The following is a 17,470-nucleotide window of genomic DNA, read 5'->3' on the forward strand; positions in this document are numbered from 1 at the left end:
GCCTGTCAACGGCGCGTGACAGGCTCGGTTCGGGTTGATGTCGCCAGTGTTACGTCACACCTCGGCGTAGCTGAGCTGCGGTTTCGCCTCGGTGGCGGCCGCGGCGCGGGCCTGGCCGGCCGGGCGGCGAAGGTATACGGCCCAGGTCACCGCGAAGCAGACACCGTAGTAGGCCAGGAAGACGACGAACGCGCCGGTGCCGGAACCGTAGGAGAGGAAGGACTGCCGGAAGGCGAGGTTGATCCCCACTCCACCGAGCGCGCCGACCGCCCCGATGAGCCCCATGGAGGCCCCGGACAACCGCCGCCCGTGGGCCGCCGCCGCCTCGCCCTCGAGCCCCTTGGCCAGGGCTTTCGCCTGGAAGATGCCGGGGATCATCTTGAACGTGGACCCGTTGCCGAGCCCGCTGAGCACGAACAGCACCACGAACACGGCCACGAACAACGGCAGCGACTTCTCGATGCTGGCCCCGACCAGGACGGCGGTGGCGGCGGCCATGCCGACGTAGTTCCACAGCGTGATCTTCGCCCCGCCGTACCGGTCGGCCAGCCAGCCGCCGACGGGCCGGATCAGCGAGCCCAGCAGCGGCCCGATGAAGGTCAGGTACGCGGCCTGGAGCGGCGTCCGCCCGAACTGGTTGGTCAGCACCTGCCCGAAGGCGAAGCTGTAGCCGATGAACGATCCGAACGTCCCGATGTAGAGGAACGACATGATCCAGGTGTGCGCGTCCTTGGCGGCGTCCTTCGCCGCGCCCGTGTCGTTCTTCACGGTGGCGAGGTTGTCCATGAACAGCGCGGCGAGGACGGCGGCGACGACGATCAGCGGGATGTAGATCCCCAGCAGTACCCGCGGCCCGCCGCTCGCCCCGATGATCGCGAGGGCGACCAGCTGGATGACCGGCACGCCGATGTTCCCGCCGCCGGCGTTCAGCCCCAGCGCCCATCCCTTCTTCTTCAACGGGAAGAAGGCGTTGATGTTGGTCATGGACGAGGCGAAGTTGCCGCCGCCGATACCCGCGAGCAGCCCCACCAGCAGGAAGGTGCCGAACGACGTCCCCGACTTCATCACGGCGAACGCGGCGATCGTCGGGATGAGCAGCAGGCTCGCCGAGATGATCGTCCAGTTCCGCCCGCCGAAGACGGCGACCGCGAAGGTGTACGGCACCCGTACGACGGCACCGACCAGCGTCACCACCGACGTGAGCAGGAACTTGTCGGCCGGGGTCAGCCCGTACTCGGGCCCCATGAACAGCACCAGCACGGACCACATGGTCCAGACCGAGAACCCGATGTGCTCGGAGAGAACGGAGAAGAGGAGATTCCGCCGGGCGGTCTTCTCCCCGCCCTCGTTCCAGAAGACCTCGTCCTCCGGATCCCACTGCTCGATCCAGCGGCCTCCCCTGCCGCGCGAGGCGGGGGCCGTACTGGGGGATGGGGCTGGGGCTGTCATCACGCCTCCACGGTGCTCCGGGGCTCGGTCTGCCATCGACTCGACTGACTCAACCCGAAGGTAGGAAGGACGCGTTTCCGGTCTGTGCCTGTGGGTGACCGGAAAGGAACTTTGCTCTCACCCTGGCCGGGACCGGGATGAGAGGTCGCGCGGCGAGCGCCTTCGATGACGTCGCCTCGCCGGCGGGATCAACGCTGCGGGGGCTGCCAGCCGGGGTAGGACGAGGGCTGGCTGTAGGGCTGCTGCGGCTGCGGCTGCGGGCCATAGCCGTACGGCCCGGAAACCGGCCCGGGACCGCCGTACGGACCACCCCCGTAAGGCCCACCACCGTACGGCCCCATCTGAGGCATCTGAGGCATCTGAGGCGGGTATCCCCCGGGCGAAAGCTGCGCGCCAGGCGGCAGATACCGCACCCGCCCGCCGTCCTCCGTCACCCGCATGAATCCGGCGGCCTCAAGCCGGCGGGCGAACTTCGCGTTGCGCCGTCGATTGACGAGGAACCCGATGCCCATGATCCCCATGAAGACGACCCAAGCCCCACCCGCGACAGCAAAGCTGAAGGCGCCGCCGCCCTTCCGCACCGTATAGAGCACAAGCCCGACGGTGATGCCCAGACCCCCGTAAGCCATGCGCTTCTCGGCGTTCTTGCCGGTGATGTCGAACTGGATCCGCGCCTTGAGCAGCTCGAGCGCATCAGGCACGACCGGCGGGAGCGAGACCCCGTCCGCGGCGTTCGGATACTGCGCCCAGTTCTGCGCGGCACGGGCACGGGCCTGCGGGCTGTGATCGGGGACGACGACCAGCTTGAGCACGTTGTTACGCGACCCGCCATACCGCGCGTCGGCGTACTCGTACCCGAACTGCTGAGCGAAGAACGCCACCCGGGCCAGCCTCTTCACGGACGACATCGCACTGGTGAGCTCGACGGACTCCCCGCTCGCCATCAACCGCAGCATCTTCCGCACCTGCCGCTTACTCACCGCGTCTGCCCCCACCCGACGGTCACGTCACCCTCTTCACTTAGGCAACCCCGCCAGTTTTCCACGCGGCTCCGCGCGTGAGGCACCGCGAGCGGAGCGGTTGACGGGAACTTGGCCGAGGCTTGGTGGGGTCGAGATCCGTCACCCTGGGCGTCCGCTCCCACCGACTTCGAACCACAGCAGTTTCCCCGCACCCGGCCCGAGGGGATCACCCCCGAGCGGCCAGCCACCCCACGAATCGGCGTACTGCTGTACGAGGCACAGCCCGCGCCCGCCGTCGGCGTCCGCCGAGGCGATCGGAACGCGGTCCCTGGGAGCCTGGGCAAAGGGCGCAGGCACGTGCGAGTGGTTGTCCCAAACCCCGACCCGCAACCGACCACCACCCAAAGCGGTCAACCGCAGCGAGGCAGGTCCTTTGGTGTGCAGGTAGGTGTTGGTGACGAGCTCGGACGTCAACAGCTCAACGACATCGGCGACATCACCCATGCCGTGACCGCCAAGGGCGGCCCGCACGGTCATACGTGCGACCCGTGCAGCGCGAGGGTCATGAGGCAGACGGAGGGCGTACACCCAGGTATCGGGCAGAGTTACGGTGACCACGAAGACCTCCGGGAGAGATGTGGGCGCAGCGCGTTGGGCCGCTCGCGGAACTCAACGTAGCGATAAAATTGGAAGGTCTTCCATTGAAACCGCGAAGAACTACCAATGGCCACTCGTGTGGGTGACGTGCACGTCCCCGCCAAGCACAGGAGCGACTCGCCATGCCACCCGCCACCACCGCGACCCTGCGTCAACAGCGCCTGGGCACCGAACTGCGGAGGCTCCGTGAGCGTGCCGGGCTCACGTCCACCGCGGCAGCCGCGCTCCTCGGCGGGCCACAGGCACGGATCAGCAACATCGAGGCCGGCCGATACGCAGTGAGCGCCGACCGCGTACGCACATTGGCGTGCAACTACAGCTGCGCCGACGAGGAGTATGTCGACGCCCTGGCCGCGATGACGGGTGGCCGCAAGAGAGGCTGGTGGGAGGAGTACCGGGACACCCTTCCTTCCGGCTTGCTCGATCTGGCTGAACTCGAGCATCACGCCACGGCGTTGCGCGTGGCGGTGACGATCCACATGCCGGGGCTGCTGCAAACTCCGGAACACGCCCGGGCCACTATGCGCGAGGCCGTGCCACCCCTGCGCCCGCACGAGATCGAGCACCGCGTCTCGTACCGGGTGAAGCGCCAGGCCGTCCTCTTCGAGAACACGCCCACTCCCTACACGGCGATCGTCCACGAAGCGGCCCTCCGCATGGGCTTCGGCGGCCAGGAGACCGCCCGAGCCCAACTGACACACCTCTTGGAGATGAGCGAGGAGACGCCGATCACCGTCCTGGTGCTTCCCTTCGGCCAGGCCGGCTTCCCCGCCTCGGGCCAGCCCATCACGTACGCCACAGGCCCGGTACCCCGCCTCGACACCGTCGTCCTGGACACCGACCACGGCTGCGAGTTCCTCGACGCGGAGGCTCAATTGGATCGGTACCACTCTGTACTCGACCGCATGGAAGCACGGGCACTGCCCGAATCGCTCTCCCGAGATCTCATCCACCGCATCGCCCAGGACCTCTGAGGAGCCCCACACCATGCCCGAACTCGTCTGGCAGAAATCCACCTACAGCGCCGAGGCCGCAAACTGCCTCTACGTCGCCGCTGCCCCCACCGGCACACTTCACCTACATGAAAGCGACGAACCGATGATCACCCTCACCACGACGAAGTCCCGCCTCGGCACCCTCATACGCACATTGAAGACCCACCCTGAGCTGCTACGGCCCTGAGCTCACCTCAGCGTCCAAATGGCTTGAAGACCAACCCAAACACGCCCCGTCATCCCCTAGCAGGCCCACACAGGAATGAGAGATGCCCATGTCCGCCGATTCGACACACGAGGGGCCCAAGGCGCAGCCTTCTCGGCGCTCCTTCGTGGGCAATGTCGCTTTCGGGGCCGGATTGGTCGTGGTTCTGGCGACGATGACGCTCGGAGCCTTCGCGGGCGTCATGCTCACCAGCGACCTGGCGAAGGCTTCCCTCTTGTCGACCGTTGTGCCAGACGACGGGCACACCGCCCTGATGGTGGGAGCCATCGCTCTCGGCGGCATCACCGGCCTGATGCTGCCGGTGATCCTGCTGGGCATGGTGCGGGGAAGCGGGGACAAACCCAGGATCGGTCCTGGCGCAGCGGTGCGAAAGGTGCTCGCTGTGCTGGCATTCGATGTCTATCTGTTGCTCGTAGCGATCCTTGTGTCCCAGTTGGGCTGGATCCTGCCCAAAGGGGCCACCACCCTTGTCGCCGTATTCGCTGTCGGCTTCAGCTGGATGCCGCTGGCCATGGTGCCGTGGGAGAAGTTGGGGCTGGGCGGCACCAGCTCACCGAGGCGCACCGCCAAGTGTTCCTGGGTGGCGTCTTGAATCGATCACTTCCAGTGCAGCGACTTGGCCACCGCTTCGAAAAGCTCGACCATGGCTTCGGCAAACGGATCGAGAGATGTGGAAAACGTAAGCAGCAGAAAGGCATTGGTCTGCGGCACTCTGACCGCGTAGTCGACTAGCGTTACGGGAAGTTGGTTACCTGACGAGTCATCGGATTGCGGTACCATGCGCCTGCGTCGCCTTGTGGCAGGGCCTACGAAGGGCAGCATGATTTCATCGACCTGTTGGGTCCGGACTTGTGCGCTGACTGCCAATCCGAGATCCTGTCCCGCTGGGACTATGGTCACCAGAAGGGAAGAAGAAAGAGGCAGGGGGCCGATTGAGGTTGTTGAGACATAGAACTCTACTCCGCCATTTCCGTACGCCTCTTCAGCGCGTGCACGAAGAGCCCTTTTCAGCTCCCGCTTGAGAGTGACAGCATCGTCCTGACCCTCGAATGTCTTCTCGACCAAGGCCCGGATGGAACGTTTCCACTCGTCGGGCTCGAGTGTGACCCTGAACCAACCGTCCGGGACGATCAAACCGTAGTCGCTGGGAGGTGGAGCGGATTCTTCTTCCGAAAGGCCAGCGGTAATCGAGCCCGTCATCCGTCAGCACCTTCCTTGACTTCGGCAAGCTCCAACGATTCCGCCAGCGTCTGGGCCAGTTCCAGCAGCGTCTCGCTGAAGACCAGGTTCGTCCAGGACATCCGGAGCACCAACACATTGTCGACCTGCGGCGGAAGCACCGCGTAAGTGACGGTCTCCATCAGCGTCTTCTTCCTGAAGAGCGACCACGTCTCCACTGACTGCAACTCCTGGACACGTACGCCAGGACCGACTGGCAGGTGCGTCTGATCCACGCTCCTGCGGTCAGGTGACGATGGCAGAACATCCTGCAGCAGGTCGGGGAGTCGGTCGACTGATTGGTAACCCTCTCCGTCGTAGTCATGGACTTCGTACACCGCCATTACCGCTTTGGCGGCGTCCACCACGTAGGCATAGGCGAAAGTGGGGTCACCTAGCCCCGATGTCGCCGCCACACGCGCCAGGGCGGATGACAACTCGCGTACTTCTGCCCGATGTGCTGATGCGCCCAGGTATGCCTGAGCAGCCTGCTTCGACCACTCCTTGAAGTCCACCCCTTCCTCCACTGGCAGCCTGATACAGCCTTGCGGTTCAGAGATCAAGCACTGCCACACCGTTCCATCACCCACGCGCAACCCCACTCGGCATCATTGGCCCACTGTCCAAGTTTCTTTCCACTTGTTGTATGGGGTGTTCCATTCAGTGAGGCCGTGCAGCTTATCGTTTCCGTCGACGACCGTCGCAGCGACAGTGTAGCCAAGCCAACGCCGCCCTGACGATCGCACGTAGTCCGTGAACTTCATGCCGCCCATGGCTTCGAACTTACCCAGAATGGGCACTTCTGTGAGCGCTTTACTGGACTCCACCCATTCTGGGTTACCGAAGGGGCGAGCCCCTCTCCAGGCATCCCTACCGAAGAGTTTCCCTACATCTTTGAAATCCTTTAGCCCCTTGACGGCGTCCACCGAGTCCTGCCAGATAACCTTGGGATTCAAAACGTGCTGAAATTCGTTCAACTTCCCAAAAGACCCGGGGAGGTCTCTGGCCAATCGCTGAGTAGTTTCTTCGGCCGCTTGGTTCGCGAGTTTCGTGGCCTTGCCTTTGAGTGTGTTCGCCGCCTTCACGGACCTGCCGGCAAGGGAGTTCGCGGCGAGAAAGTCGGCCCGAGCCGTCCGACTGGCCGCCTGAACCCCTCGCACACCCGCTGCGGCAGACCTGCCCGCGCTCAGCGCCGCCCGCCCGAGGCCAAGGGTGAGGAGTGCCACGCCGTCCAGAACAAGGTCGGCAATACTCGCATCTCCGGAGAAGACAAGAACCAAGTGACAGCCCAAGGACACCACGGTCGCAAGCAAGGCGATCGCGTCCAAGACTCCAGCCAATGCCCAGCCGATCACGGGGATCCAACCCACCAGCAGCGAAGCGATGGCACAGAAGGTTGCTACCCAGCCAGCGATATCAGCAATGCTCTTCAGAGCACCCTTGATATTCTCCCAGGTGGAGTCCTTCAGCTTGTCGTGATCGATCAATTCCTCTAGAGCGCGAGCCGCCTTCTCGCCAGCCCGATTCCTGGCGTTCTTCGCCGCATGGACCCGTTTTATCGCATCCGTGATGCGATCGTCGACTTCATCTCGCTGCCGCGTCAGGTCCCGCTTCTTCTCATCATAGTCATCCGCCGACTTGTCCAACGCGTCAATACCCTTGTCGAGCCGACCCCGCTCCCCGCAATCCCGTTCAGCATCGCTGCGTGCCTTATCTGCCGCGCGCTGAGAAGAGGCTAGAACGGACGCGTACTTCTCATCTACTTGCTCGGTCTGTTCACCCAGGAGGTCGGCAGCGGTCTCGAAACGATCCAGCACTTTTTGCAGGCGACCAACGGTTCCTTCCGCTGTCTTACGAAACTCGCTCGCCGCGTCGCTCTGCCACCCGTCGACACTGCAGAGAGCTTCGATGTTGCCCGACTGTTTCCTGATCGCATCGGCAACAGCGCGAAATCGCCTGCCCAACTTCGCTACCGCAGCGGGATCCCCAGCCACTGGATCCGAGTCGAGGTCGACAGGCGACCAGTCCTTCGGACGGGACATCGTCTCCCCTAGCTCTTCGACTTCTTTTCCCTCTTACGGACTGCATCGGCGAGAGCGGTATCTATCTGCTCATAAGCATCAGCCGCAGCCTTGGTGATGCTGGCAAGCTTCTTCAATTCCTCTTCGAGTTTTGAACGCTTGTAGTCCCAGTTGGTGGCGAAGTCGTTGAGCCTGTCGGTGAGTTCCTCATGGCCGATGGCCTCTTGGTTCCACCCATACTTGTCGTCGTGATCGAGTCGTTCCAGTTCGTCGACGATCTTCGTGATCCCTGTCGAGACGCTTTTGATCACATTGAGGTCGTCAACCTTGGTCTTCTCGCCCACAATGCTTCCCTCTCCCAGCCTCTTGCGCGTGGTTCACCGGTTGACGGCTTGGATCTCCTGCACCACCACATCCTGGGTCGCCCCGAAGGTGCCGTCAGGCAGGTCGTCACCCGTGTTGCCCGTGCCGGTCCAGTGGATCTTCCAGGTGATGGTGGCTTTGAGGGGGTAGGAGCCAGTGCCGGAGGAGCGCAGGTATTTCACTCCACAGGGTGGCGTCTCGTCGGACTTGCCCTTGGCGTAGGGCTCGCCGATGGTGCCGTCCTTGATCTGGCAGACGCCGGATGCCGGGTAGGTCGTCGCGTCGGACGTCCCTGGGTCGATCCTCAGGGAGACCGGTTCGGCTGTCGTCGTCGCGGAGATACCCAGCACCGGGATCGAAGCGGTGACGGAGACCGGCTTGAACTTGGCGCCGTCCAGCCAGGCCCAGGTGGGGAGGTTGACCTTGGTCGTGTTCGCGGGGGCCAGGGTCACCTTCGTGCTGGGGACGCGGATTTCGTTGTAGGCCAGCTCGGCGAGGATCTCCGGGGTGACGGCGTTCTCGACGTTCGCCGGCGGGGGGTCACCCTTGTCGACCCAGAAGATGGGCTCCTTGCATTTGTCCCAGCCCGGCGGGAAGTCCTTGTTGACGTACGAGTCCCACCAGTAGCCCTTGCCGGCCTTGTCCTGGTTGAAGTCCTTGTACGGATGGCCGTCGACATACCGGGCACGCTGCGTTGCGTCCCACTCGTACCCCGTGGAATCTGCCTCCCAAATCGGCTCCAGGTAGGCCTTGAGCTGCGCCGGGGTGTACTTCGGCGCGTACCAGCAGGCCGGCGGGGTCCAGGATGTAGTGGAGGTGACCGGCCCCACCGAGTCGCCGGAGCCGTTCTTCGAGCGGTCATAGACGATGACGCCGGCGGTCGAGGAAAGAGTGCCGTCACCGGAGGCGTCGCCAGAGGTGTTCGGGTCTGAACCGCTGCCGACGGTTCCACCGCCGGGGGGTCCTTGGTCGGCGTAGGCCGAAGGAGCCAAGACCAAGCAGGTCGAGCCAACGAACAGCACAGCGATGGTACGAAGGAGTCGGGTCATGGCTGGCACTTGGCAGCCCCTCGAGTGGAAGCGATCTTCACAAGCTCCCAGACCCCCTTCTCGTTCTTCTGTACCTGCACACCGTAGGCAACGTAGCTGTCCTTGGAGACCTTCGTTCGTTTGATCTCGTTGGTCTTGATGACCTTGCTGTAGCCCTTGCTCTCATCGCCGCAGTAGGTGAGTGACGCCTTGGTCTTGGACTCCACACTGACTTGTCGGTCAAAGAAGCGCACGGTACCGGTAACCGTCCAGCCAGCGTCTTTGAAGGACTTGACCCACTGCTGAGCCGCTACGGCTCCCTCGCCCTCCGTGTAGTACTCCAGAGCGGGGAGACGAGGATTTTGCGCGACAATGGCCGCGTCGAGAGCACGGACGAACTCCGCGTTGTCATTCAAAATCGCATCCTTGACGGCGTCACCCGCCTGCTCCGGCGTGAAGGTCAACTTCACGTCCGACGGCAATTCGATCTTTGGATGATCGGCCGACGTGGACGCCGAAGCACTCGGCGAAGCCGACGACTTGCCCCCCGTATCCGCCCCCGCGATCTTGTCGTTCCCCTTCGAGCCCCCGTCCCCGCCCCCGCCGCAACCGGCAAGGAGAAGCGCGGCGAGCGCGCCGGCGGCTGCTGTCGGGATGAGGTGGGGGCGGCGGGTCACGGTGGGCTCCTGGTGGGGCGGTTGGGGTGGGGGAAGCAGTCGGTACGGTATCGAGGCTGTCAGTTGGGGCACCAGGGCGGGTTGGTGTGGGCCGGGGCCGGTGCCCTTTCGTGACATTGCAACAGCTGGGAGTTCTCAGTCGCCCACGTATGCCAGCGTGTCGCTGCCGCCGTCGTCCCACTTGATGTTCACGCTGTCGCCCGAACGGGTCAGCGTTGCCGCGAGGTAGTCGTCGCCCTTGGTGCTCTGGGTGCTCATGGGCTTGAGGACCATGCGGAAGGTGCCGTCGCTGCGGTCCATGCCGAGGCCGGTGAGGATGCCCTTGCCGCCGGGGTCGATGTAGGAGAGGGCGTATTTGCCCTTGTAGGTGCCGGAGTTGTACTTGTCGCCGATGGTGAGGGTTTTGTTGGCGTCGTCCTGCCACTGACCCTGGAAGCCGGTGGCGGGGGCCGTGGCGGTGTCCTCGTCCGAGGGGTCCGAGGGGGCGTCCGTCTCCGGTGGCGTCTCGCTCGCACTCGGGGTCGGGGTCGCTTCGGCGGACTCGCTCACCTGGGCCAAGGGCTTGTTGGGCTTGTCGTCGCCGTTGGTGGCGAAGTAGACGCCGCCGGCGATCAGGAGTACGGCCGCCGCGGCGCCGGACACTATGAGGGCCAGCTTCTTCTTTTCGCGGCCGCCGCCTCCGGGAGGTGGTGGCGGTGGGGGCGGATAGGCGCCGTACTGGCCGGGTCCGCCGTACTGGCCCGCTCCGTATGGTCCGCCGTACGCGGGCTGCGTCGCGTACGGGTTGGGGACCTGGCCGGGGGCCTGGGCGGGGGGCTGTGGCGAGTACGGCCCCGGGTACGGCTGCTGCGGCGGCTGCTGCTGCTGCGGCGGCGGCCAGCCGGGAGGCTGCGTCATCTGGAGGTGTCACTCCTCGGATCGGGTCGGCGGGCGGGCACCGGATCACGGGCATCAGCGACCAGCCGAATCCCCCGCCCCAGGCGCACCAACTTTCGCCACCCCGTCCGCCCGGCGCAAGCCGGTTCCCACGGCGCCCCGGCCAACTTCCGCTCCGCTTCAGGGGCTTCGCCGAGCCCCCGCACGATGCACACCGTTCGGCCACAACCTAGGGGCCCGTCTCGCCGCGATGTGACATCAGAGGTGCCGCCCCGATCACACGGAGGTCGGGGCGGCGGCTCGGGCGGGTCGCACCAGGCCGCCGGCCACCGTGCCCGGTCCGTTTCCGGTGCCGGTTCCGCCGCCCGGTCCACCGGTCCCCGTGCCGCCGTCGCCGCCCGCGGACGGTGAGGGGCTGCCGGAGCCACCGGTGGGGCCGGTGGGGGTGGGTGGGGCGGTCGAGGGCGTCGGCGCCGTGGGCTCGGGGTCCGGGGAGGAGCCGCCCGCACTGCCCGCCCCGGAGGCGGGGTTCGTCGCCGTCGGCTGCGGGGCGGTGGAGGCGCCCGGCTGCCTGGCGGTGCCCGTGGCGCCGGATGCGGCCGCGCTGCCGCCCGGCGACGGGGCTGCGGCGGGCACCCTCGGGCCCGTACCGGGCGCGGTGCCGGTGCGGGCGGGGGGCCGGGCGGAGTCGGCGGGCGCCGGGGAGATGTCCACCTGACCGGCCGGCTTGTCCTCGGTCTGGCCGGGCACGGGCAGCCAGGGCGCGTTCGAGCTGCCGGACAGGAGTGTGGCGACGATGACGACGGCGTACACCGCGCAGGCGATGCCGGCGAACATGCCGAGGCGGCGGAAGGTGCGCCTGCGGCGGCCCGACGCGTCCACGAAGACGGGCCTGCCGGAGGGGTCCTGGCCCCCGCCGCGCGGCGCCCGTCCGGGCTCGGTGAGGTGTGTACGTTCGTCCGCGATCCGGTCGGCGTCGAGCTGGACGGTCACCCCGAGCGGGTCATGCGCGTGCGGTTCATGGGCCGTCGGCCCGGGGGCTCGTACCGCGGCCAGCACCTCGGTCGGCCCCGCGTCGGGCACCTCCCCGTCCGGAAGGACGTCCGTCGTTCCGGTCTCCGGGAAGCTCTGGATGTCGTCCCCGGCCACCGGCAGGTCCTGGGCCCCGAGTTCGGCATCGGGCCATTCCGGCCGGGCATTTTCCGGCCACTTCTTCGCGCGCACCTGCGATCCCCCCACGGGAATGTCTCCGGGAATGTTTCCGGGTGCGCATACGACTCCGAGCTCGCGCCGCCGGACCCGGCCCCCACCGGTCCGAGCGCCCCCCTTGTCTCACGGTGCTCGGCTGTCCCGAACGTAGCGCCGGCATGGGACGGAGACTTCGGAAGTTTCAATGGTGAGCGGAAGTGACCGATTCACTGATCGATTCATCGATGGCTGGAATCCATGCGCTTTCGGGTCGCCCCAACCATCCCCATTTCACGGCGAGTTCGGCCGCTGCCCGTCGAACCGCGTCGAACGCGGGATGCGCGAGCCCTCTGCGCCACACCAGCGACACGGGTGACAGCGGGACGGGATCGACGAGCGGCCGCACCACCGTGCGCGGCAGGGCGGAGAAGCCGGTCACCGCGAGCACCGGGTTCCCGGTCTTCGCCATGAGCCGCTCGAACTCCTCCTCCCCCACGGCCAGCGGCGCCGGTGGCGCGACGGCTATGCCGCGTCCGGCGAAGAGGCGGTGGGCCAGGTCGGTCCACTCCGGCGTGCGCGCGTTGCCCGCCCCGGCGTACACGGTCTCGCCCGCCAGCGCGTGCAGCGGTACGGCCGTCAGCGGCGCCAGCCGGTGCGCCTCGGGCAGCACGACCGCCATCGGCTCGTACCGTACGAGCTGGTGGTCCAGCCCGGCCCGCAGCGCCGGGTCCAGGCCCGCGAACCTGCCGAACGAGACGTCCAGGCGCCCGGCGAGCAGTTCGGCCACCGCTCCCGTGAGCCCGCTCTCGTAGCGGGCCATGAGCTCGTGGTCGGGGGCGAGTTCCCGCGCCCGGTGCAGTACGCGGCGGCCGGTGTCCAGGTTCGGGGAGTTGAGGTCGACCAGGAGGGGGCGGGCCTGTCCGAAGGCGGCGAGCAGGTCGTCCTGGGCGGCGAGGACCCGGCGGGCGAGCGGCAGCAGGCGCTCGCCGTCGCCGGTCAGTGCGACCTGCCGGGTGGTGCGGACGAACAGCTCGGCGCCCAGCTCCCGTTCGAGGCGCCGCACATCACGGCTGAGGGCCTGCTGGGCGACGTACAGCCGGGACGCGGCGCGGGTGAAGTGCAGTTCCTCGGCGACGGTGACGAAGGCACGCAGGAGGCGGGGGTCGAGGTGGGCGGGAGCGGGCACCGGGCGAACTTACAACAGGGGTGTGTGAATCGGTACGGAGAAGGTGTTGGACCCCTTGATCCACTCCAGGTGATGGTGAGGTCATGCCTCCCCTATCCCCCGGCCCCTACCGCCGCCTGTTCATCCACCCCGGCACCCGCGCCTTCACCACCGGCAACCTCATCGCCCGCCTGCCGATGGGCATGTTCGGTGTGAGCGCGGTCGTCATGATCGCCGGGTCGCGGGGCTCGTACGCGCTCGCCGGCGCCGTCACCGCGACCGGTCTCGCGGCGACGGGGGTGGCCGGGCCCTGGATCGCCCGGCTCGTCGACCGGTACGGGCAGGCCCGGGTCGCCGTGCCGGCCACGGTCACCGCCGTGCTCGGCGCCCTCGCCCTGCTGCTGTGCGTGCGGCTGGGCGCACCGGACTGGACCCTGTTCGCCGCGTACGCCGCGACCGCCACCGTCCCCAACATCGGCGGCATGTCCCGGGCGCGCTGGGCCCACCTGCTGCGGGACGACCCCGAGGCCCTGCACACCGCGAACTCCTTCGAGCAGGCCGCCGACGAGTTGTGCTTCATGCTGGGGCCGGTCCTGGCGTCCTTCCTGACCGGCACGTTCTTCCCGGAGGCGGGCACGCTCGTGGGCGGGGGGCTGCTGCTGACCGGGGTGCTGGTGTTCACGGCGCAGCGGTCGACCGAGCCGCCGCCGCGGGGGCGTACGAAGGCGCCGTCGCCGCTGCGCACCCCCGGCATACCGCTGCTGCTGGCGTGCTTCGTCGCCACCGGCGCGGTGTTCGGCTCGATGGAGGTCGTGACGATCGCGTACGCCGACGCCCAGGGCCACCGCTCGGCGGCCGGGGTCGTGCTCGCGCTCCAGGCGGCGGGCTCCTGCGCGGCGGGCCTGCTGTACGGGGCGCGGAAGCCGGACGGGCCCGCGGAGCGCCGGCTGCCGTGGTGTCTGCTGGCGATGGCCGCGCTGATGTCCCTGCCGCTGCTCGCCGCCCGCACGGCCGGGACGCTCCCGGCGCTGGCGGTGGCCCTGCTGATGGCCGGTATGGCGACCGCCCCGACGATGGTGACCGCGATGACACTGGTCCAGGACCGTACCCCGGGGGACCGGCTCAACGAGGGCATGAGCCTGGTCGTCACCGCCCTGCTCACCGGCATAGCCTGCGGCTCGGCGACCGGGGGCTGGGCGGCCGAGCACACCGCGCCCGCGGCGGCCTTCGCGGCACCGGTCGCGGCGGCGGCCACCGCGCTGCTGATCAACACGGCGGGGAACGCCTTCCGTTCACTCTGTTCGCTCCGTTCACCACGTTCACCACGTTCACCCCGCTCACTCCGTCGAACCGCTTGCGGCAATTCCCGCCCGCCCCATTGACGCGATCACGGCACGCACATACCTTCCTCCGTCGAAGCGCTTCGACGCCACGCATCGAATCGATTCGACGATTCGCCGAACGGAACGCTGCGTGGCGCCCCGAGAACCATCCGACTCCGACCCCCCTGGAGGCGCTGGATGTTGACGGCACGAAGGCGATGGGCGGCCACGGCCGTGATCCTCTCCGGATCACTGCTCCTGGCCTCCTGCGGCGACTCGGACAGCGGTGCGTCCGACGGCAAGACGCTACGGCTCTGGCACTACGAGGGCCCCGACAGCGCGATGGGCGCGGCCTGGAACGAGGCCATCAAGGAGTTCGAGGCCACACACCCCGGCGTGAAGGTGAAGTTCGAGGAGAAGGGCTTCGAGCAGATCCAGAAGACGGCGCCGATGGTCCTGAACTCCTCGGACGCGCCCGACATCATGGAGTACAACAAGGGCAACGCGACCGCCGGCCAGCTGTCGAAGCAGGGCCTGCTGACCGATCTGACCGCCGAGGCCACCAAGCGCGGCTGGGACAAGAAGCTCAGCGCCGGTGTGCGCACGACCAGCATGTACGACACCGACGGGGTCATGGGCTCCGGCAAGTGGTACGGCGTGCCCAACTACGCCGAGTACACGATGGTCTACTACAACAAGGATCTCTTCAAGAAATACAGGATCGCCGAGCCGAAGACCTTCGACGAACTCACGGCCGCCATGGACGCCTTCGTCAAGACGGGGGTCACCCCGCTCGCCAACGCGGGTGCCGAGTACATGGCGCAGCAGTACCTCTACCAGCTCGCCCTCTCGAAGGCCGACCGCTCGTGGGTCGACAAGTACGAGCTGTACAAGGGCAAGACGGACTTCCACGACGCGGCCTGGACGTACGCGGCGCAGACCTTCGCCGGCTGGGTGAAGAATGGCTACATCAGCGAGAAGTCCACCAGCACCAAGGCCGAGGACGCGGGCGTCTCCTTCATCCAGGGCAAGGCGCCGATCCTGTTCTCCGGCAGCTGGTGGTACGGCCGCTTCCAGACGGAGGCCAAGTTCGGCTGGGACAGCACCCTGTGGCCCGGTTCGAACCTGACCCTGGGTTCCGGCGGCAACCTCTGGGTGGTCCCCAAGAACGCCAAGAACAAGGAACTCGCCTACGACTTCATCGACATCACCATGTCGAAGAAGATCCAGAACCTGCTCGGCAACAAGGGCGGTGTCCCGGTCGCGGCCGACACGTCCGCCATCACCGACCCGAAGTCCAAGGAGCTCATCACCGACTTCAACACGCTGAGCCAGAAGGACGGGCTGGCCTTCTATCCGGACTGGCCGGTGAACGGCTTCTACGACGTCCTGGTCTCCGAGACGCAGAAGCTGATGACGGGCAACGAGAAGCCGGACGGCTATCTCGACGCCTTGCAGCAGGCGTACGACAAGGGTGCCCCGAAGCAATGACGTTCACCGTCGAACGGGGCACGCGCGCCGCCGGCAAGAGCAAGGGCAAGCGCAAGAGCAAGCACACCCACACCGGCCCGCGCCGCCCCCGTACCCGCGACTCGTACGCCCTCTTCCTGCTCCCCGGGATCCTCGCGTTCCTGGCGGTCATCGTCGTGCCGTTCCTGATGAACACGGGCGTCAGCTTCACCGAATGGCAGGGCGTCGGCAGCCCGAAGTGGGCCGGGCTCGCCAACTACCGGGAGCTGATGGACGATTCGGAGTTCTGGGCGTCCTTCCGGCACAGCCTGTTCATGGTCGTCGCCATGGCGGCCGTACCGACGGCGCTCGGTCTCGTCCTGGCCGCCGCCCTGTTCGACTACGTCGGCAAGCACTTCGGCAGCAGGGTCGCCGCGATCCTGCGTGCCTGCTTCTACCTCCCGCAGGTGCTGCCCATCGCGGTCGCCGGGATCGTCTGGAGCTGGATCCTCGCCCCCGACAACGGCTCCCTCAACGAGCTGCTGAAGGCGGTGGGGCTGGGCGGCTGGCAGCAGGACTGGCTCGGCGATCCCGACATCGCGCTCTACAGCGTCATGGGCGTGATGGTGTGGGTCCAGCTCGGCTTCCCGCTGGTCGTCTTCATGGCCGGACTCCAGCGCGTGGACCCGCAGTTGTACGAGGCGGCCGAGCTGGACGGGGCCGGCTGGTGGCGCCGCTTCCGGCACATCACGCTGCCGCAGATCCGCCCGGAGACCTATGTCGTGCTGACCTGGTGCACGATCGCCGCGCTCAAGGTGTTCGGCGCGGTGTACGTGCTGACCAAGGGCGGGCCGGGCGGGGCGACCGACGTCCCCTCCTACTTCTCCTTCTCCACCTTCTTCGAGAAGACCCAGGTCGGCTACGGCGCCGCGATCTCCACCGTCCTCACCGTGATCATCCTGGCGCTCTCCCTGATCGGCCTGAGACTCCAGACCCGTGCCGAGGACGCCGAGGAGGGGGCCCGCGCATGACCGCCGCCCTACGCCGCTACCCGGTGCTGGTGGCCCTGAGCCTGGCCGCCCTGTTCATGGTGGTGCCGTTCGTGATCGTGGCCGTGAACGCGGTCAAGTCGCCGGCCGAGTACTCCGCGCACGGCCCGCTCAGCCTGCCCAAGGGCCTGTATCTGGACGGCCTGAAGGACTTCTGGCAGCGGGTCGACTACGGCCAGAAGCTGGTCAACTCCGTGCTGATCAGTGGTTCGGTGGCCGTACTCGCCGCGGTCCTGTCGGTGCTCAACGCCTACGCGATCGGCATCGGCCGGATCCGGGGCCGCACTTGGGTGCTGGCCTTCTTCGTCCTGGCGAACATGCTGCCGCAGGAGGCGCTGGTCTACCCGGTGTACTACCTGAGCAAGCAACTGGGCCTGTACGACACCCGGCTCAGCGTGATCATCGTGTTCACGGTGATCCAGGCGGCCTTCGGCACGTATCTGCTCTCCTCGGTCCTCGGGCAGTTCCCGCGCGAGATCATCGAAGCCGCCCGGATCGACGGCGCGAACAAGTGGCAGGTGCTGTGGCGGATCGTGGTCCCGGTCAGCCGTCCCACCCTCGGGGTCCTGCTGGTGTTCTTCTTCATCTGGACCTGGAACGAGTTCCTGCTCCCCCTGGTGATGCTGATCTCCAACGACAACCAGACCGTGTCGGTGGCGCTCGGCGTGCTCCAGGGCCAGCGCCTGATGGACGCCACGATGACCAATGCCGCCGCTCTGCTGGGCGTGCTGCCCGCGGTCGTCTTCTTCCTCGTCTTCCAGCGGACGCTCACCCGCGGCATCGCCGTGGGCGCGGTCAAGTGAACCATCAAGCAAAGGGGTGCGC

The 17,470-nt window shown here is 67.0% G+C and carries 19 protein-coding genes; 7 read left to right on the forward strand and 12 right to left on the reverse strand.

Annotation, left to right across the window (positions count from 1 at the left end):
* Positions 1–54: 54 nt before the first annotated feature.
* The 3 genes from ACH45E_RS29360 to ACH45E_RS29370 form a co-directional block, all read right to left on the reverse strand.
* Entirely contained in the window at positions 55–1,449 is a 1,395-nt protein-coding gene (locus ACH45E_RS29360; RefSeq protein WP_361452868.1) for a nitrate/nitrite transporter, read from the reverse strand.
* 188 nt (positions 1,450–1,637) lie between these two features.
* Positions 1,638–2,405, reverse strand: coding sequence for a hypothetical protein (locus ACH45E_RS29365; protein WP_361452865.1), 768 nt, complete (start codon positions 2,403–2,405; stop codon positions 1,638–1,640).
* A 165-nt stretch (positions 2,406–2,570) separates the two neighbouring features.
* Positions 2,571–3,029, reverse strand: a complete 459-nt coding sequence (locus ACH45E_RS29370) for an ATP-binding protein (RefSeq protein WP_361452862.1) — start codon at positions 3,027–3,029, stop codon at positions 2,571–2,573.
* A gap of 161 nt (positions 3,030–3,190) precedes the next feature.
* On the opposite strand from ACH45E_RS29370, the gene ACH45E_RS29375 reads away from it, so the two are divergent.
* The 3 genes from ACH45E_RS29375 to ACH45E_RS29385 all read left to right on the forward strand — a co-directional run bounded on the left by ACH45E_RS29375 (position 3,191) and on the right by ACH45E_RS29385 (position 4,881).
* On the forward strand, positions 3,191–4,042 hold the full coding sequence (locus tag ACH45E_RS29375; RefSeq protein ID WP_361452859.1) for a helix-turn-helix transcriptional regulator: 852 nt from the start codon (positions 3,191–3,193) through the stop codon (positions 4,040–4,042).
* A gap of 13 nt (positions 4,043–4,055) precedes the next feature.
* Positions 4,056–4,250, forward strand: coding sequence for a DUF397 domain-containing protein (locus ACH45E_RS29380; RefSeq protein WP_361452856.1), 195 nt, complete (start codon positions 4,056–4,058; stop codon positions 4,248–4,250).
* Between the two features lie 88 nt (positions 4,251–4,338).
* Positions 4,339–4,881 carry a hypothetical protein gene (locus ACH45E_RS29385; RefSeq protein WP_361452853.1) on the forward strand — a complete coding sequence of 181 codons (543 nt, stop codon included), beginning with the start codon at positions 4,339–4,341 and terminating at the stop codon, positions 4,879–4,881.
* A gap of 5 nt (positions 4,882–4,886) precedes the next feature.
* Here ACH45E_RS29385 and ACH45E_RS29390 read toward each other — a convergent pair whose 3' ends face one another.
* From ACH45E_RS29390 to ACH45E_RS29430, 9 genes are all read right to left on the reverse strand, one after another.
* Positions 4,887–5,489, reverse strand: a complete 603-nt coding sequence (locus ACH45E_RS29390; RefSeq protein WP_361452850.1) for a hypothetical protein — start codon at positions 5,487–5,489, stop codon at positions 4,887–4,889.
* A complete protein-coding gene (locus ACH45E_RS29395) occupies positions 5,486–6,022 on the reverse strand; it encodes a hypothetical protein (protein ID WP_361452847.1) in 537 nt (178 codons plus the stop codon). Before ACH45E_RS29395 ends, ACH45E_RS29390 begins: the two co-directional genes overlap by 4 nt.
* Before the next feature lie 93 nt (positions 6,023–6,115).
* The gene (locus tag ACH45E_RS29400; RefSeq protein ID WP_361452844.1) at positions 6,116–7,501 is read right to left on the reverse strand and encodes a hypothetical protein; all 1,386 of its coding nucleotides are present in this window, start codon (positions 7,499–7,501) and stop codon (positions 6,116–6,118) included.
* A 56-nt stretch (positions 7,502–7,557) separates the two neighbouring features.
* Complete coding sequence (locus ACH45E_RS29405) at positions 7,558–7,872, reverse strand: hypothetical protein (protein WP_361452841.1); 315 nt, start codon at positions 7,870–7,872, stop codon at positions 7,558–7,560.
* 33 nt (positions 7,873–7,905) lie between these two features.
* Positions 7,906–8,949 (reverse strand): hypothetical protein, encoded by a 1,044-nt coding sequence (locus ACH45E_RS29410; protein WP_361452838.1) that lies wholly within the window; start codon positions 8,947–8,949, stop codon positions 7,906–7,908.
* Positions 8,937–9,596, reverse strand: coding sequence for a hypothetical protein (locus ACH45E_RS29415; RefSeq protein ID WP_361452835.1), 660 nt, complete (start codon positions 9,594–9,596; stop codon positions 8,937–8,939). The genes ACH45E_RS29410 and ACH45E_RS29415 overlap by 13 nt, the downstream gene beginning before the upstream one ends.
* Positions 9,597–9,731: 135 nt before the next feature.
* Positions 9,732–10,493 carry a hypothetical protein gene (locus ACH45E_RS29420; protein ID WP_361452833.1) on the reverse strand — a complete coding sequence of 254 codons (762 nt, stop codon included), beginning with the start codon at positions 10,491–10,493 and terminating at the stop codon, positions 9,732–9,734.
* 255 nt (positions 10,494–10,748) lie between these two features.
* Positions 10,749–11,711, reverse strand: coding sequence for a hypothetical protein (locus tag ACH45E_RS29425; RefSeq protein WP_361452830.1), 963 nt, complete (start codon positions 11,709–11,711; stop codon positions 10,749–10,751).
* A gap of 151 nt (positions 11,712–11,862) precedes the next feature.
* Positions 11,863–12,846: a LysR family transcriptional regulator gene (locus ACH45E_RS29430; RefSeq protein WP_361452827.1), complete on the reverse strand. Its 984-nt coding sequence runs from the start codon at positions 12,844–12,846 to the stop codon at positions 11,863–11,865.
* 83 nt (positions 12,847–12,929) lie between these two features.
* Here ACH45E_RS29430 and ACH45E_RS29435 point away from each other — a divergent pair, with 83 nt between their 5' ends.
* The 4 genes from ACH45E_RS29435 to ACH45E_RS29450 all read left to right on the forward strand — a co-directional run bounded on the left by ACH45E_RS29435 (position 12,930) and on the right by ACH45E_RS29450 (position 17,448).
* Positions 12,930–14,207, forward strand: coding sequence for an MFS transporter (locus ACH45E_RS29435; RefSeq protein ID WP_361452824.1), 1,278 nt, complete (start codon positions 12,930–12,932; stop codon positions 14,205–14,207).
* 138 nt (positions 14,208–14,345) lie between these two features.
* Positions 14,346–15,638, forward strand: coding sequence for an extracellular solute-binding protein (locus tag ACH45E_RS29440; RefSeq protein WP_361452821.1), 1,293 nt, complete (start codon positions 14,346–14,348; stop codon positions 15,636–15,638).
* A complete protein-coding gene (locus ACH45E_RS29445; RefSeq protein WP_361452818.1) occupies positions 15,635–16,627 on the forward strand; it encodes a sugar ABC transporter permease in 993 nt (330 codons plus the stop codon). The genes ACH45E_RS29440 and ACH45E_RS29445 overlap by 4 nt, the downstream gene beginning before the upstream one ends.
* A complete protein-coding gene (locus tag ACH45E_RS29450; RefSeq protein WP_361452815.1) occupies positions 16,624–17,448 on the forward strand; it encodes a carbohydrate ABC transporter permease in 825 nt (274 codons plus the stop codon). Before ACH45E_RS29445 ends, ACH45E_RS29450 begins: the two co-directional genes overlap by 4 nt.
* The last annotated feature ends 22 nt before the right edge of the window (positions 17,449–17,470 follow it).

It is taken from the genome of Streptomyces sp. NPDC020299, assembly GCF_044387825.1.
GTDB lineage: Bacteria > Actinomycetota > Actinomycetes > Streptomycetales > Streptomycetaceae > Streptomyces.